The sequence below is a fragment of the Amycolatopsis sp. H20-H5 genome (assembly GCF_035828755.1).
Lineage (GTDB): Bacteria > Actinomycetota > Actinomycetes > Mycobacteriales > Pseudonocardiaceae > Amycolatopsis.
This window is the reverse complement of the sequence record NZ_JAYMZS010000036.1, coordinates 22985-41254: the sequence shown is the minus strand read 5'-3', so window position 1 is coordinate 41254 and position 18270 is coordinate 22985. Positions and strand designations below refer to the sequence as shown.

The 18270-nt window shown below is 68.4% G+C and carries 4 protein-coding genes; all 4 read left to right on the top strand.

Annotated features, from left to right (window positions below; genetic code table 11):
* Window positions 1–12 precede the first annotated feature (12 nt).
* From QMK34_RS20895 to QMK34_RS20880, 4 genes are read left to right on the top strand one after another with little or no spacing between them, the layout of a single operon-like run.
* Window positions 13–1044, top strand: a complete 1032-nt coding sequence (locus QMK34_RS20895; protein WP_326415838.1) for a TauD/TfdA family dioxygenase — start codon at window positions 13–15, stop codon at window positions 1042–1044.
* Window positions 1041–4661, top strand: a complete 3621-nt coding sequence (locus tag QMK34_RS20890; protein ID WP_326415837.1) for a non-ribosomal peptide synthetase — start codon at window positions 1041–1043, stop codon at window positions 4659–4661. Before QMK34_RS20895 ends, QMK34_RS20890 begins: the two co-directional genes overlap by 4 nt.
* 27 nt (window positions 4662–4688) lie before the next feature.
* Window positions 4689–11150, top strand: a complete 6462-nt coding sequence (locus QMK34_RS20885) for a non-ribosomal peptide synthetase (RefSeq protein WP_326415836.1) — start codon at window positions 4689–4691, stop codon at window positions 11148–11150.
* 37 nt (window positions 11151–11187) lie between these two features.
* On the top strand, window positions 11188–18252 hold the full coding sequence (locus QMK34_RS20880; protein ID WP_326415835.1) for a non-ribosomal peptide synthetase: 7065 nt from the start codon (window positions 11188–11190) through the stop codon (window positions 18250–18252).
* The last annotated feature ends 18 nt before the right edge of the window (window positions 18253–18270 follow it).

Here is an 18270-nt window from a genome sequence, read left to right as displayed (position 1 = left end):
CGAAGGAGCGACATGACCACCCCATCACCGCTGAACTCACCGGCCGCGCGGCGGCGTCTGGCCGTCTCCACCAGGGACCTGGTGACGGTCGAACTCGCTGACCGCGGTGTCCCGTCCGTTGCCCGCCCCATCGTGCCGACGGTTGACCTGGCCGCGTGGATGCGGGACAACAAGCCACGGGTCCAGGAGATCCTGAACGAGCGCGGAGCCGTGCTGTTCCGCGGGTTCCCGATCCGGGAACCCGCGGACTTCCAGGCGGTCGTCAGGGCGTGGTCGCCGGCTCTGCTCAGCTACACCAACGGTTCGACGCACCGCAGGCCCACTGTGGAGGGTGTCTACACGTCGACCGATTACCCAGCGGACCAGACCATCCCGCAGCACAACGAAATGGCCTACGCCAGGGTCTGGCCCAGGTACCTGTGGTTCTACTGCGAGACCGCGGCACCGGTTGGGGGCGCGACCCCGCTGGCCGACAACCGCAGGATCAGCAAACGCCTGGACTCGGCGTTGTTCGAGTCGTTCGCGGCCAGGGGCGTCCGATACGTGCGCAACTACGGCAGCGGGCTGGGCGTCACCTGGCAGCAGGCGTTCGAGACCGAAGACCCGAACGAGGTCGAAGAATTCTGCAGGGCTTGGGAGATCGACTTCGCCTGGCAGGGGACTGACCGATTGTGGACGTCCCAGAAGTGCCAGGCGGTGGTCGAGCACCCGACCACCGGTGCCGATCTCTGGTTCAACCAGGCGCACCTCTTCCACACCTCGGCGCTGCCCGCGGACGTCCGGGCCTCGTTGCTCGACCTCGATCCCGGCCAGCTTCCCCGGCAGGCCTCCTACGGCGACGGCGAACCGATCGAAGACTCCACTTTGGACGAAGTGCGCGCGGCGCTTGAGGCCGAGACCGTCCGGGAGCCGTGGGAACGCGGCGACGTCCTGCTGATCGACAACATGCTCGTCTCGCACGGAAGAGACTCGTACGAGGGACCGCGCCGAGTCCTGGTAGCCATGACCGACGAGCACGACGGACGCACCGGAACCACGCGATGACCGCGCTCGAGCCGGAAGCGACCAGTTACCAGCTGTCCCCGCAACAACAGGCCCTGTACCGCCGGCACGGCGGAGTCGACCGAGTGTCCCGGCGCGTCCGGACGGACGGAACGATCAGCGTCGACGACATCGCCGGCCGGTTGTCGGCGATGGTGGCGGCGCATGAGGTACTGCGCACCCGGTACGTCGACGTGGCCGGGTTAAGTGTGCCAGTCCAGGTGGTCGACGAACCGGACGGCGTCGCGGTCGAACCGCTTTCCGAGGGTGGCGCCATCGTGCGCGCTGGCGCGGTTTCGGTCGAGCTCCTCCCCACCGCCGACGGCACCGACCTCGTCGTGGAACTGCCCCGGCTGAGCACGGATCCGGCGTCCTGGGAACTGCTCGTTGGCACGCTGACGGGTGCGCTGGACGCGCCAGGCGAGGTGCTCCAGTACGCGGATGTGGCTGTCTGGCTACAAGAACAGGTGGTCGACGCGGTACCAGCGGCGGCGACGACGCGGTCGTACCTCCCGTTCGTGACGGCCGCCGGCAGCGCCTCGGAGTTGTCGTCGACCATCCCCGCCACGACGGTCCAACGGGTCCAGGAGATCGCTGAAAAACTGGCGGTGGACGAGGCCGCCGTGGTGCTCGCGGCGTGGGAAAGCGTCTACGTGCGCTACACGCGCACCGAGGAACATCACGCGGTGGTCGTCACGGACGGACGTTCCGCGCCTGGCCTCGGGAATCTCGTCGGCCCGCTCGAACGGCCCGTGCCGCTGTCGTTCGAACTCGGCCAGCAGACGTCGTTCGCCGACGCCGTGAAGGCGGCGGACGCGGCGCTGACGGACGCGACAGCCGCCGAGTACGAGTTCGATCCGGTTGAGGTCGCCCAGCGGGCCACTGCTTTCGCGTTCCGGTACCGGAAGAACGGCCTGGCCGAGCCGCCGGACGTCCTGGCCCACCTGCACGTGGACTGCCTGTCGGGCCCCGAGGGCATGCTGGTCGCAGTGGCGGCGAAGGGTGCGAACGCCGAGGATCTCGGTTCGCTCACCGAGGCGTTCGGTCATTTCTTGGCCGATGCGGTGACCGAGCCGGCGCGGCAGATCGGCGTCCTTCGCCTGGCGCCACAACCGAAGCAGGTACCGGAGCCGGTCAGCCAGCCGGAAACGGTTCTGCGCGGCATCCTCGCGCGTGCAGACGAGCAGCCGGACGCGCCCGCGGTCGTCGGCGGCGCGGCCGTCGTGACGTACCGGGAGCTGGTCGACCGGGCCGCTTCGCTCGCCGACGTGCTGCGGGAGCACGGTGTTCGCCCTGGTGCGTTGGTGCCGGTGATGGCCGAGTCGGCGGTGGCGACTGTCGTGGCGATGGTGGGGATCTGGCTGGCGGAAGCCGCCTTCGTCCCGCTCGACCCGGCCTGGCCGCAGGCCCGGATGGACACCGTCGTCCGCGACGTCGCAGCCTCGGTGATCGTTCAGCACGATCTTTCGATCTTGGACACCTGCCCGCAGCCGGAGTCCAAGACGAGAACGGGCGTGGCCTACGTCATCTACACCTCAGGAACTTCCGGGACTTCCAAGGGCGTGGTCATCGGCCACGAGCAACTCGCGCACTACGTCGCCGCGAGCAGTGAGGTGTTCCGCATCGACAGCGGCACGCGGTCCGTCGCGATGTCTACGTTGGCCGCGGACCTGGCGTACACGGCCATCTTCCCAGTGCTGGCTAAGGGTGGCTGTGTCCACCTGATCGATGTCGACGTGGCCACCGATCCGGCCGCGCTCGCGGAACGGCTGCGCCGGCACCCGGCCGACCTGATGAAACTCGTGCCGTCGCACCTGACCGCCTTGCTCGCCGCGGCGGACGACCCGGCCGCGATCCTGCCGCGGGGAGTCCTCGTCCTGGGCGGTGAGTTCCTCCCACCGTCGCTCGCCGACCGGCTGCAGGCGCTGGCACCGGACCTCCGCGTGTACAACCACTACGGAGCGACCGAAACGACCATCGGCGCGGTGTGTCATCTGGTTGGCACCGCTCGTGACGAACGGCTGAGGTCCGTTCCGGTCGGGACGGGTTTCGGCGGTAACTCCGTCACCGTCGTCGACAGCGCGGGCGCACTCCTGCCGCCGTGGTGTCCTGGTGAGGTCCTGATCAGCGGACCCCACGTGGGACTCGGCTACCTGAGCGGCCAGACCGGCGGCTTCTCCGGCAGGCGATACCGGCTCGGTGACCTCGGCCGGCTCGTGCCCGGTGCCGGGGTCGAAGTTCTCGGCCGGCTCGACGACCAGGTCAAACTGCGTGGGCATCGGATCAGTCTCGGCGAGATCCAGGGGTCCGTGCGGCATCTGCACGGGGTGGTAGCGGCAACCGTGATCGCCCGAGAGGACGAGAGCGGGCTAATCAGTCACCTCGACGCGTACGTGGTCCTCGACGGCGACGCCACGACCGCGGACCTGGAGGAGCGGCTGCGGCGCGAGCTGCCGCCCGCATGGGTGCCGACCAGGTGGCAGGTAGTGGAGAAGCTTCCGCTCACCAGCAACGGCAAGCTCGACCGGAAGGCACTCACCCCGGTCGAACCGCAGCGCACCCGGCCGACGCGACCGACCGACTCCATCGAACAGCGACTGCTGGTCATCTGGGAAGAGGTCGTCGGCATCGGTGACATTTCCCGTGATGACGACTTCTTCGCCCTCGGCGGCAACTCCCTGCACGCGATCAAGCTGATCGCGCGGGTCAATCGAGCGTTCGGCAGCAACCTGCCCATGGCGTCGATCATGCGGGCCCGGACCGTCGCCGCCACGGCGGACCTGATCCGCGGCGGGAAGTTCCACGACTCGAACCTCGTGCCACTGCGACAGGGACCCGCCACCTCACCGGTGTTCTGCTTCCACCCCGGCGGCGGAACAACGCTCGGCTACTGGGATCTCGCGCGAATGCTGCCGGCGGAGCACCAGGTGGTGGGCGTGGAGGCGATCGGCCTGCACGGCATGCCACCGCACGACGACTTCGCCGTCATGACCGAGGACTACGCCGCAGCCATCGCCGCCGGTGGCTACGGCCCGCCGGTACTGGTCGGCTGGTGTTTCGGCGGGCAGGTCGCGCGCGGCACCGCGGACGCGCTACGGCGCGCCGGGCACCACGTGGCGTTGCTCGTCCTGATCGACTGCCCGGCTCCGGGGTTCGACGACATCTCTGACGACGCGCTCCAGGAGGCGCACCAGCTGACCGAGTCGAAGCTCGCCAGCAAGTTCGCGTGGCATTTCGAGCCTGAGCTGCCGTCGATGCCCGCCGAGGTACCGACCATGTACGAACTCACGCTCAAGGCGATGCAGACCGGCGGCCACCTGCCGGAGGGCACGACCGAGGACGAAGTGAAGACGATCTTCGACGTCTACGCGGCGAACTCCAGAGCGTGGGAGGAGTACGCCGCCGGGGGCGTCGCCCAGGGCGCCGACTACCCGGTGCTGCTCGTGCGGGCCGAGGCGGACGGCACCCCCGCCGACACGGACCGCACGTGGGGTTGGGGCTCATTGATCGGTCCGGACCTGCGGTTCGCGTCGGTAACCGCGGACCACCACAGCATCATGCGGCCGCCGGCGGTCTCGGAGCTGGCATCCGTGATCACCCAGACCCTCAACGCCCAGTAAGCCTCTCTCCCAGAAGGTTGGTGCACCTTGACGGCCGAGTACACCGCGCGACCCGAGCTCGTCCCGGCTCCGCGGCCGGAGCGTGTCCCGCTCTCGTTCGCGCAGCGGCGGCTGTGGTTCCTCCAGTGCTACGGCGACGTCGGTTCCGCCTACAACGTGCCGTACCTGTGGCAGTTGACGGGACCCGTGGACGAGAGCGCCCTGGAATCTGCACTGCGGGACGTCATCGCACGTCACGAGAGCTTGCGCACCATTTTCCCCGAAACCGACGGCGAACCGGAACAGCGAGTACTGGACCCGGACTCTCTCGGATCGCTGCTGATGACCGAACGGGTTCAGGCCGACTCGGTGCCGGGACGGGTCGACGACCTCGTCGGTCAGGAGTTCAACCTGCACGCGGAACCGCCGATCCGCGCGCATCTCATGGTCAACGGTCCCGACGAACGGACGCTTCTGGCCGTCGTGCACCAGATCGTGTGTGACGGGTGGTCGCTCGAACGATTCGCGCGCGATCTCAGCAAGGCGTACGCGGCCCGCGTGCAGGGCGTCGCCCCGGGATGGGATCCGCTGCCCGTGCAATACGTGGACTACGCCCTGTGGCAGCGAACCTTGCTCGAGGAGGACGGGAAACCCAGCGCGCTCGCCACCGAGCAGGTCGAGTTCTGGAAGCGGACCCTGCACGGGGCGCCCGAACAGCTGTCGCTGCCGGCGGACCGCCCACGCCCTGCCACGTTTACCTACCGCGGTAAGGCCATTGATGTGGCAATCCCGGTGGATCTGCATCGGCGGGCATGTGCACTCGCCCGGTCCGAGGGCTGCACCTTGTTCATGATCCTGCACGCGGCGCTGGCCGTGACACTCTCGGCGTACGGAGCCGGCGAGGACATCCCGCTCGGCACCGCGTTCGCCGGCCGCACCGAGGAACAGCTGGAAGACCTGGTCGGGTTCTTCGTCGACACCCTGGTGCTACGGACCGACCTGTCCGGCGACCCGGCATTCACCGCGTTGCTCGACCGGATCCGCGACGTCGCCCTAGACGCCTACTCGCACCAAGACCTACCGTTCGACCGGGTAGTGGAGGCGCTCAACCCGGAGCGCTCGCCCGCGTACCACCCGCTGTTCCAGGTGTTCTTCGCGCTCGACGATGGCTCCGCGGCGGACCAGTTGTGCTTGCCGGGGGTGCGCGTGCGGATGTTGCCCCAGCCAGTGGCCGCGGCCAAGTTCGACCTGGCGGTGCAATTCATCGAGACTCAGGACGACGCCGGGAATCCCGCGGGGATCCGGGCGGTCCTGGAGTACTCCACCGATCTGTTCGACGAGGCCACCATCCACCGGCTAGCGGACAAGCTGAGCGCTGTCCTGGCCGCGGCCACGGAAAACCCCGCGCGGCCGGTCTCGGCACTGACCGCGTTGTCGCCGGCCGAACGACACAGGCAGCTGGTGGAGTGGACCGGACCGTCGCGTGCGGAACAGCCGCTGGACCTTGTCGCCTTGGTGCGCGAGCGCGGCCGCGAGGACCCGTCGGCGGTTGCTGTGTCCTGGGCGGACGAGACCCTCCGCTACCCGGAACTCGCCGCGGAGAGCACCCGCGTCACACACGCGCTGAACCGTGCGGGTGCCGGCACGGACGACCTGGTGGCGGTCCTCTCGGAACGCAGCGGCTGGTACATCTCGGCAATCCTGGGGGTCCTCGGTGCGGACGCTGGTTTCATGCCGATCGACGCCGGCACGCCCGTGCACCGAGCCGCGGCGATGCTCACGGACGGCAAGGTAAGGCACCTCCTGGTCGAACCTGCGCTCCGTGAGCGTGCCGACGAGATCGTCAGGGTCGTTTCCCACCAGGTGACGGTGGTCGGCGTTGGCGACGAGAACCGTCCGTTACCGGCCCGGGGACTCCCTGCCTCGGCGTCGTACGCCGTGTTCACGTCCGGCTCAACAGGACGCCCGAAATGTGTCGTGGTACCTCGTCGTGGGCTGGCGAACCACCTGCACGTCGTGACCGAGCTCCTCGGCCAGGACGAACGTGATGTCCTGGCGTTCAACGCGCCGCTGACCTTCGACACCTCGGTCTGGCAGGCCCTGACTATGCTTACCGCCGGCGGGCGCGTGCACGCGATGGACGACGACACCGCTCGTGACCCGGCTGCGCTGCTGCGCTGCTGCGGTGACCAAGGCATCACCATCCTGCAGATCGTGCCGTCGCTGTTGCGTGCTGTGCTCGACCTCGTGGAGGATGCGCCTGAGCATCTTGCGCACCTGCGCAGCATGCGGTTAATGATGGCGCACGGCGAGGAACTGCCGCCGGAGCTCATCACCCGTTGGTACCAGCACGTTCCGAATGTTCCGTTGCTGAACATGTACGGTCCGGCCGAATGCGGCGACGACGTGTCCATCGCCTGGATCGCCCCTGAGCGAGCTGTCCGGGGCGCGGCCTCGATCGGCCAGCCGATCGCCAACACTCGCACGCTCGTACTCGACAGTCGGCTGCGGCTTGTGTCGCAAGGAGTCCCGGGCGAGTTGTACGTCGCGGGCCCCGGGCTGGCGCGGGGGTACGCGGCGCGGCCGGGACTGACGTCCGAACGGTTCGTGGCGAACCCGTTCGGCCCCACCGGCGAGCGCATGTACCGGACGGGGGATCTGGTCCGATGGACGCCCGACGGTGAACTGGAGTTTCTCGGCCGGGCCGACAACCAGGTGAAGATTCGTGGGTACCGCATCGAACCGGCCGAGATCGAACGGATCGTCGGCGCTGTCCCGGGCGTCGACCAGGCGGTGGTGGTGGCACGCGAGGACCGGCCTGGCGACAAGCGCCTGGTCGCCTACTACGTCCTCGAGGACGCGGATGTCGACGTTGTTGCTCTGCGGGATACCGTGGCAGCCGCCCTGCCGAACTACATGGTGCCGTCCGCATTCGTCCGGATTGACGCGGTTCCGCTTACGCCCAACGGAAAGCTGGATCGCCACGCTCTGCCTGCGCCCGAGTTCGCGGCAGACAGGCACGGCCGCTCGCCGCGTACCCCGGAGGAAGGCCGGCTGGCCGAGTTGTTCGCCGAGGTCCTTGGGGTCGCCGCCGTCGGCGTCGACGAGAGCTTCTTCGACCTCGGTGGCCACTCCTTGCTCGCCACCAGGCTGATCAGCCGGATTCGAGCGGTCATCCGGGTAGAAGTGTCCACTCGGGACATCTTCAACCACCCGACTGTCGCCGGACTCGCTGCCGCGATGGCGGCAGACGAACAGGCGACGGCGCGGCCGTCCGTGCGCGCGGCTGACCGCCCCGACCGCCTTCCGCTTTCCTACGCGCAGCAGAGACTTTGGTACATCGACCGGTACGAGCAGACCGGAGCGACCTACAACGTCCCGCTCGTCTGGCACATCACCGGTCAACTCGACCTGCGCGCGCTCGCGGAAGCGTGCACGGACGTGGTCGTGCGGCACGAAAGCCTGCGCACCGTGTTCCCTGAGGCCGGCGGGGAGCCCGAGCAGCTGATCATCCCCGTCAGCGACATTGCCACGCCGCTGACCGTAACCGAGGTAGCGTCGAATGCCGTGGAACCGGCCGTCCGGGAGGTGGTGGGCCGCACCTTCGACCTCACCAAGGACGTCCCCATCCGCGCGGAACTCCTCGCCACCGGGGCAGATCAGGGCACGCTGGTCGTGGTGTTGCACCACATCGCCGCGGATGGATGGTCGATGCGTCCGCTGGCCGACGATCTGTCGCGGGCCTACGAGGCCCGTGTCCGCGGAACCGTTCCCCTGTGGTCGCCCCTTCCGGTGCAGTATGCCGACTACGGCCTCTGGCACCAGGAGTTGCTCGGGTCAGAGAAGGACCCGGACAGTCTCCGCAACGTGCAGTTCGCGTTCTGGCGCGAGACCCTCGCCGGCGCGCCCCAGCGGCTGGACATGCCCACTGACCGGCCGTACCCGCCGGTGGCCAGCCACGACGGCGAGATCGTCGAGTTCGCGATCGACCCGAGCTTGCACGGTGGTCTCGACCGGCTGGCGAAATCCGAGGATGCCACGCTATTTATGGTCCTGCACGCGGCGTTCGCGGTGGTTCTCACCGCTATCGGTGCTGGTGAGGACCTGCCGTTGGGCACGGTCGTGGCCGGCCGCGACGACGAGGCCCTCGACGACGTCATCGGGTTCTTCGTCAACACGCTGGTGCTGCGGACCGACACGGCGGGCGATCCGACCTTCCGCGAGCTGCTCGCCCGGGTCCGGGCTACCGACCTGGCTGCCTTCGCCCATCAGGACGTGCCGTTCGAGCAGCTCGTCGAACGCCTCAACCCCGAGCGTTCACTCGCCTACCATGCTCTTTTCCAGATCCTCATCGCGCTCGACGACGGCTACGAGTCGGACACCGAGGCGCTCCGCCTCGGTGATGCGACGATCACCAACCGGCCCGACGCGACGGGTACGGCGAAGTTCGACCTCGCCGTCGATTTCTCGGTCCGCCGCGACGACCAGGGCGAATCAGCTGGGATCAACCTCGTTCTGGAGTACGCCACCGACCTGTTCGACCGGCGGACCATCGAGGCGCTGGCCACCCGGCTGGTGACCGTGTGCCGGACGGTCGTCGCCGAGCCGGACCTCCCGCTGCGTCGCATCGAGGTCCTCACCGAGAACGAGCGCCACCAGCAGCTCGTGGCGTGGAACGGGCCTCGTCGCGAAGAACGACCGCTCAACCTGCCCGCGACCGTCGCTCTGTCAGCCACCCAGAGGCCGGAGGCCCTCGCGGTCTCCTCGCCGCTCGGCGGCCTCACCTACGCCGAACTGGATCGGGACGCGGCTGGCATTGCCCGTTCGCTGGCCGCCGCGGGAGTCGAGCCCGACGATCTGGTGGCGGTGCTCTCGCAACGCAGCACCTGGTATGTGTCGGCCGTCCTGGGGGTGCTGGGAGCGGGAGCGGGTTACATGCCCGTGGACAACACCACCCCGGTGTCCCGCGTGGCCCGGATGCTCGCGGACGGACGGGTGCGCGTCCTGCTCGCGTCGTCGGATCTGCGTGCCCGTGCGGAGGAGATCGCGGCCGCGACCGGGCACGACGTCCACGTGGTCGATCTCGCGCTCACCGGGCCGGTGTTCTCCCGGCAGGTGGATCAGAATCTCGTCGCCTACGCGGTGTTCACCTCGGGTTCGACCGGACGCCCCAAGGGTGTGCTGGTACCTCACCGCGGGTTGGCGAACCACCTGCACGCGGTGATCGACCTGTACGAGTTGGACGAGAACGACGTCATGGCGTTCAACGCGCCCCTGACGTTCGACGTGTCCATCTGGCAGACACTGACCATGCTCGCCGTCGGTGGACGCGTGCACGCCATGGACGACGACACCGCGCGTGACCCGGCCGCCCTGCTGCGATGTTGCCGTGAGGAACGGATCACGGTGCTGCAGATCGTGCCGTCCTTGTTGCGCGCCGTGCTCGATCTCGTCGAGAACGCACCGGACTGTCTTGAAAGCCTGGAGGGCCTGCGGTTGCTGCTGGTGCACGGCGAGGAGCTGCCGCCGGAGCTGATCACCCGCTGGTACAAGCACGTTCCCGGCGTGGCACTGATGAACGTCTACGGACCCGCGGAATGCTCCGACGACGTGTCCGTCGCCGCGCTCGACCCGGTTGCGACCGGTCGGGCGTCCATCGGGAAGCCGCTCGTCAACACCGAGGTATACGTGCTGGACGCGTACCTGCGGACCGTACCGGCGGGGAGCGTCGGCGAGCTGTACGTGGCCGGTGCGGGCGTGGCGCGGGGTTACGCCCGCCGACCTGCGTTGACTGCCGAACGGTTCGTGGCTAATCCGTTCGGGGACCCCGGTGCGCGGATGTACCACACGGGTGATCTCGTGCGGTGGAACGCCGACGGGGAACTGGAGTTCGCCGGCCGGGCCGACGACCAGGTGAAGATCCGCGGGTTCCGGATCGAACCCGCCGAGATCGCCCGCGTGCTGGAAACCGTACCCGGCGTGCGGCAGGCGATCGTGGTCGTGCGTGAGGACCGGCCGGCGGACCAGAACCTGGTCGCCTACATCGTCGGTGACGGCCGGACACCGGTCGACGGGAACGTCCTCCAGGCCGCCGCCGCGCGCGACCTGGCCCGTTACCTGGTGCCTTCGTCCTTCGTGGAGATCGACGCGATGCCGTTGACCCCCAACGGGAAACTGGACCGGAAGGCCTTGCCCGCACCGGCGTCCGTCGTCACCGGCACCGGGCGGGCGCCGCGTACTCCCCGGGAACGACAGCTGTGTGAACTCTACGCGGAGATCCTGACGCTGCCCGAGGTCGGCATCGACGACAGCTTCTTCGACCTCGGCGGACACTCACTGCTCGCCGCCCGGTTGCTGGCCCGGATCCGGGCGGTGCTGAACGTCGAAGTGTCGGTTCGCGACCTGTTCGACCACCCCACCGTGGCCGGACTGACTACGTCCGTGAACTTCGAGGCCCACCTGTCCCGGCCGGTGCTGCGGCGCCGCACTCGTGAAGGGCAGCTCCTGTGACCACCCGGAATTCCGCCGCAGCCGAAGGAGCACGGTCGTGATCCCGCTTTCGTTCGCCCAACGGGGACTCTGGTTCCTCCACCAGCTGGACCCGAAGGACACCGCGTACCACGTCCCGATGGTGTGGCGGTTCTCCGCCCCGCTCGACGAACCGGCGCTCGCCTCGGCTCTGCACGACGTGGTCGTCCGGCACGAAAGCCTGCGCACCCTCTTCCCCGTGGTGAACGGGGAACCGGGCCAGCACGTGGTGCCCGCCGCGGACCTAGGCCCGTTGCTGACGTCCGTGGACGCCCCGGTGGCCGATCCGATCGTGCGTGCGGTCCTGGGGCGCCCGTTCGACCTGGCGACGGAGCTACCGCTGCGGGCCCAGCTGGTCCGGACCCGCCGTGACGAGGGCGTACTCGTCCTGGTGGCACACCACATCGCCTTCGACGGCTGGTCCGAGGACGTGTTCTGGCGCGACCTCGGCACCGCCTACGCGGCCCGCGCAGCGGGTGAGGTCCCGTCCTGGCCGGAGCTGGCCGTGCAGTACGCCGACTACACGTTGTGGCAGCGCGAACTGCTGGGCGACGGTGGAGAACCGGGCAGCGTCCTGGCGAAGCAGCTGGACCACTGGCGTTCCGTGCTGGCCGACGCCCCGCGTGAAGCCGGCCTGCCGCTGGATCGCCGGGCGCCGGGCAACACCGCCGGTGAAGTCGCCTTCGAGATCGGATCGGCCGTGCACCGAGATCTGCTCGAACTGGCATCGCGCACCGGCACCACGATGTTCATGATCACCCACGCCGCCGTCGCGGCACTCGTGACCCGGCTGGGCGGGCGCACCGACCTGTCGCTCGGCACCGTCGTCTCCGGCCGGTCGGACGAGGCGCTGCACGATCTGGTCGGCTACTTCACGAACACCCTGGTGCTCCGCACCGACACGTCGGGCGACCTCACCTTCGCCGGCCTGCTCAACCAGGTCCGCGAGGTCGACGTGTCCGCGTTCGCGAACCAGGAGGTGCCGTTCGAAAAGGTCGTCGAGGCCGTCAACCCGGTCCGCCTGCACGACGGCACCCCGCTGTTCGAGGTCTTCTTCCGGTTCGGCTCAGAATACCGGCCGACCATCACCATGGGCGGGATCGAGCTGCACGAAGTCCCGCTGGAGCGCAGGACCACAACGTTCGACGTGAACATCTGCCTCAACGCGGAGCGAACCGCGGACGGAGAGTCGGGCCGGATCCTCGGCACGATCACGTACCGGGCCGGCCGGTTCGACCGCGGCACGATCACGACTATGGCGAACGGGCTCACGCGGACCCTGACGGCGGTGGCAGCGGATCCCGACGTCCGGATCCGGGCGATCGACGTGGTCGATCCGGCGGAACGGCACCGCTTGCTGGTGGAGTGGAACGACACGGCGCGCCCGCACGCGGACGTGCCGGTGGCGGACCTCGTCGAGGCGCAGGTGCGCCGGGATCCGGACGCGCCGGCCGTGGCGGGCGACGGTGTTCTGCTGAGTTACGCGGAACTGAACGAGCGGGCCAACCGGATCGCGCACGAGCTGATCCGGCGGGGGATCGGGCCGGAACGGATCGTCGCGGTGCTGGCGGACCGGTCGGCGGAGTTGGTGGCCGCGTTGCTGGCAGTTCTCAAGGCCGGTGCGGCGTACCTGCCGATAGATCCGGCCTATCCGGCCGAACGGATCGCGACCATGCTCGCCGACGCCGCGCCCGCGATCGTGCTGACCACGACCGGCGCGGCGGACGACCTGCCCGCGACGGCCTGCCCGCGTCTGCTGCTGGACGGGGCCGCGACGGCGTCGGGCACCGGGAGGATCCCGGCGGACGCGGAACGGGTGGCACCCCGGCTTGCCGGGCACCCGGCCTACGTGATCTACACCTCGGGTTCCACCGGGACGCCCAAGGGTGTCGTGATGACCTGCGGTGCGCTGGTCAACCTCCTGATCTGGCGCGGTACCGGGGCGCCGGCCGGCCCGGCTCTGCGCACCGCGATGTTCACGATGATCAGCTTCGACGTGTCCGTCCTCGAGATCCTTTCCACGCTGGAGCGCGGGGGTTGCCTGGTGATCCCGGACAACGACACCCGCCGCGACATGACGTCGTTCGCCCAGTGGCTCGACCGCCACGAAATCAGCGAGCTCAACGCGCCGGCTCCGGTCATCGACGCCGTCTGTGGAGCTGCGGTCGGTGCAGGCCTGGGACTGTCCGCACTGGCGAACATCGTCCAGGCGGGTGAGGAGTTCAGGCTGTCCCGGTCGGTGGACAGCGTTTGGCGGTCGCGGCCCGGCCGGCAGCTGCGCAACGAGTACGGCCCCTCAGAGACGCATGCGGCCACGCAGTTCCTCCTGGATCCGGCCGGCGAACCACTCGCCTCGGTGCCGATCGGCCGGTCGATCGACAACTCGCGCGCGTACGTTCTGGACACGCGGCTCTGCCTGGCCCCGGCCGGAGCCGTCGGCGAGTTGTACATCGGGGGGGCCAACGTCGGGCGAGGGTACCTGAACCGGCCGGGCCTGACCGCGATGCGGTTCGTCGCCGACCCGTTCGGCGTTGCCGGTGACGTGATGTACCGGACCGGCGATCTGGTCCGGTGGGGTGCCGATGGCCAATTGCGGTTCGTCGGCCGCACCGACGACCAGCTGAAGATCCGGGGCATGCGGATCGAGCCGGGCGAGGTCGAGGCTTCGCTCGCGCGGCACCCGGGCGTGGTCCAGGCGAAAGTCGTCGCCCAGGACGACCGGTCCGGCGGCAAGCGCCTGGTCGCCTACGTCGTGGGCGACGCCGACCCGGTCGAGCTGCGCCGGTTCGTGGCCAGGAGCCTGCCGCAGCACATGGTGCCTGCCGCGGTCGTCACGCTGGACGAGCTGCCGCTGACCCGGAACGGAAAGCTGGATCGGCGTGCGTTGCCGGCTCCCGATCCCACCAGTGCCGGGCTGTCCCGACGGCCCCGCGACGCGCGGGAGGAGATCCTGTGCGGGTTGTTCGCCGAGGTCCTGGACGCGGGCGGCGTGGGTGCTGACGACAACTTCTTCGAGATCGGCGGGCATTCGCTGCTGGCGACCCGCCTGGTGAGCCGGATCCGCTCGGTGCTGGGCGTCGAAGTGGCGGTCCGAACCGTGTTCGAAGCGCCCACCGTCGCAGCCTTAGCGCGGCGATTGGACGAAGGCGCAGCCGTCCGGACTCCCCTGACGGTGGCGGAGCGGCCCGAGCGTCCCCCGTTGTCCTTCGCACAGCAGCGGCTGTGGTTCTTGAGCAAGATGAACGAAAGTGCTGTGTACCACCTCCCGTTCGCGGTGCGGCTGTCCGGCGCGGTCGACACTCCGGCGCTCGCGGCCGCGCTTAGGGAGGTCGTCGTCCGGCACGAGAGCCTGCGGACCGTTTTCCCGGAGCAGGACGGGACAGCGTGGCAGAACGTCATTCCCGCCGAAGTCGTACAGCTCGATGTGCCGGTGGTCGAAACCACCGAAGCCGAGCTGAGCGGTGCACTGGCGGCCATGACGTGGCGGGAGTTCGATCTTTCCGCCGAGCTTCCCCTGCGAGCGTGTCTCTTCGAGCTGGCCTCCGACGAGTTCGTCTTGGTGCTGGTGGTGCACCACATCGCGTGCGACGGGTGGTCGATGGGCCCGTTGCTGCGGGACCTGGACACTGCGTACGAGGCCGGGCGGGAAGGGGCGGAGCCGAAGTTCCCGGTCCTTCCGGTCCAGTACGTCGACTACGCACTGTGGCAGCGCCAACTGCTGGGCGACGAGCATGACCCGGACAGTGTCTTAGTCAGACAGCTGGTTTATTGGCGGGAGCAGCTTTCGGGCCTGCCTGCACGGCTCGAACTGCCCTTCGACCATCCGGGTGCGGCGGCGGAGCCCGCAGGGGCGTTGGTTTCGGTCGAGTTCCCATGGGCTGTTTCCCGCGGCCTGGCTGGGATTGCCCGGAGGAACAACGCCACGCTTTTCATGGTGTTGCAGGCTGCCGTGGCGGTGCTGCTGTCCCGCCTCGGTGCTGGTACGGACATTCCTCTGGGGAGCCCGATCGCCGGTCGAACCGACGACGCTCTCGACAAGATGGTCGGATTCTTCATCAACACCGTAGTGCTGCGCACGGATGTCTCAGGAAATCCGGGTTTCTCGGAGCTGGTCGGTCGGGTTCGGGAGACGGACCTCGCTGCTCACGCGTACCAGGACGTTCCGTTCGAAGCAGTGGTCGAAGCACTTAACCCGAGCCGGGCCCGGGGCGTCACCCCGCTGTTCCAGGTCATGGTGATCCTGCAGAACAACGCCCACGCGGACTGGGAGCTCGCGGGGCTGCGGACCGAAGCCCTGACCGCCGATTCCGCTGCGATCCAGTCAAAATTCGATCTGACGTTCTCTCTGACCGAACGTTTCGATGCAGCAGGAGCAAGCGCCGGTCTCGAAGTGGAGGTGGAATACCGGACCGCGCTGTTCGACCGGCCGACGGCCGAAGGGCTTCTGAGCCGACTCGGACGAGTGTTCGAAGCAGTCCTCGCCGACCCCGATGTTCATGTGCAGGACGTCGACGTCGTCGGCCCGGCCGAACGGCATCGGTTGCTGGAGGCAGGGAGCGACACGCAGAGCGTGCTGCCGGAAGCGGCCCTGCCGGAATTGTTCTCCGCTCAGGTCGGGCGGACTCCCGACGCTACGGCCGTCTCGTGTGGCGATGTGGCGTTGACTTACGCTGAGCTGGCTGGGGCTTCAGGAAGCCTGGCCTCGGTATTGAGGGGCTGCGGTGTGTCGGCGGGTAGCCGGGTGGGGTTGGTGCTACCGCGCGGCGTAGACGCCGTGATCGCTATCCTGGCCGTGGTGCGCGCTGGTGCAGCGTACGTGCCGGTGGATCCGTCGTACCCGGATGAGCGGGTGGCCTTCGTCCTGGCCGATGCGCAGGTCTCAGCGGTAGTCGGAACGGGGGAAACGCTGGCGCGGGTGGCGGCGTCGGACTCGGTGTACGGCGCTGCTCTGGTGGACGTCGCAGACACCGCGGCTACGGTGGCGTTGCCGTATCCGGATGTGCGGAGCGTGGCTTACCTGGTCTACACGTCGGGGACCACGGGAACGCCGAAGGGCGTGGCGGTTACGCACGCCAACGTCGTCGCGATGCTGGACGGAGTGCGTGACCGGATCGAGCTGGCGGCCGCCGACGGCGGTCAGCACGTCTGGACGCTGTTCCACTCCTTCGCGTTCGACTTCTCGGTGTGGGAGATGTGGGGTGCGTTGATGAACGGTGGCAGGCTGGTAGTGGTGCCGGACGAGATCGTGCGTTCTCCGCGGGAGTTCCGTGACCTGATGGTCTCGGAGCAGGTCACGGTGCTGAGCCAGACACCGTCGGCGTTCGACGCGTTCGCCGCCGCAGCGGAGGGCGCGGTGCCGAGTCTGGAGTACGTGGTGTTCGGTGGTGAGGCTCTGGACCCGCGACGGGTGGCGGCGTGGCCGACCGGGCCCCGGTTGATCAACATGTACGGAATCACCGAAGGTACCGTGCACGCGTCGTTCCGGGAGTTGACTGCGGCCGACACGACCGGCGGGGTGAGCCCGATCGGTGGCCCGCTGCCGTCGGCGGAATTCTACGTGCTGGATGAACTGCTCAAGCTAGTTCCGGTTGGCGTCGTGGGGGAATTGTACCTCGGTGGCTTAGGGGTGGCGCAGGGATACTGGAACCGAAGCGGATTGACGGCAGCCCGCTTCGTGGCGAATCCGTTCGGCGGCGGGCGGTTGTACCGGACCGGGGATTTGGTACGGTGGAACCGAGCCTCTGAGCTGGAATATGTGGGCCGTGCCGATCGGCAGGTGAAGATCCGGGGTTTCCGGATCGAGGAGGGTGAGGTCGAGTCGGCGTTGGCGCGATGTCCGGGCGTCGCCCACGTTGCGGTGGTTGCCCGCGAAGATCGCCCCGGCAGCAAACACTTGATCGCGTATGTGGTGGGTGCTGCCGATCCGGTCGATGTGCGTCGTTTCGCCCGCGAGATACTGCCCGAATATATGGTGCCCGCCACGGTGGTGGTGTTGGACGCGTTGCCGCTGACCTCGAACGGAAAGCTGGATCGGTCGGCGTTGCCCGCTCCAGATTTCGGTGTTTCGGGCCCTTCGCGAAGTTCGCGGAACGCGCGCGAGAAGGTTCTGTGCGAGTTGTTCGCCGAAGTCCTGGACGTGAGCCGCATCGGGATCGATGACGAGTTCTTCGAACTGGGTGGGCATTCTTTGCTCGCTATTCGCCTGGTGAGCCGGATCCGCTCGAAGCTGGGTGTCGACGTGGCGGTCAGAACACTGTTCGAAGCGCCCACCGTCGCCGACCTGGCGGTACGGCTCGATGCTGCCCAGCCTGATTCGCTCGACACGGTGCTGCCGCTGAGGACAGCGGGAGACCGCACCCCGGTGTTCTTCGTCCACCCGGCCGGCGGACTGAGCTGGTGCTATTCGGGTCTTCTGCCGTACGTTCCCAGGAAGCACCCAGTCTACGGGCTGCAGTCGAGCGGGTACCTCGGACGCGCGGACCGCCCCGGCTCGCTCGGCGAAATCGCCCGGGACTACCTCGCGCAAATCCGGGAGATCCAGCCGCACGGACCGTACCTGCTGGCCGGATGGTCCTTCGGCGGGATCGTCGCGCAGGAGATGGCCGCGGCGCTTGAGGATCTCGGCGAGGACGTACCGGTCCTTATGCTGTTCGACGCTTCCCCCGCCGAGCGCGGGAACGGGCAGACTTCGGACGAGGTGCCGGAAGATCTGCTCCTGCTGATCGAGCAGTCGATCCGTGGTGCCGCCAGCGATGCGCCGGCCGATCTGTCCGACGACGACGTGGCTGAACTGTCGGAACTGACCAGGCACTGCATTCGGCTCCTCGACACCCATGACTCACGGAAGTTCCGGGGAAGGATCGTCAGCGTCGAGGCGGCCGAATCCCGGCGCGTCGAGGACGGGCCGCGGACGTGCTGGGCCTCACTCGCACAGGGCGGCGTCGAGACTTACTCGATCGACTGCGCGCACGCCGAGATGATGAACGCCGAACCCGTGCAGAGCATCGGGAAAATCGTGTCCGACGTGTTCGCGCGGCTGCTGAAGCCGGAACCAACACCGCAATACCCCATTTCCGACGCCTAATCAAAGGAAGTCTTGAGA

Excerpts from the sequence above, each read along its gene's own strand:
- QMK34_RS20895 (WP_326415838.1), top strand. The coding sequence starts at position 13 with ATGACCACCCCATCACCGCTGAACTCACCGGCCGCGCGGCGGCGTCTG.
- QMK34_RS20890 (WP_326415837.1), top strand. The coding sequence starts at position 1,041 with ATGACCGCGCTCGAGCCGGAAGCGACCAGTTACCAGCTGTCCCCGCAA.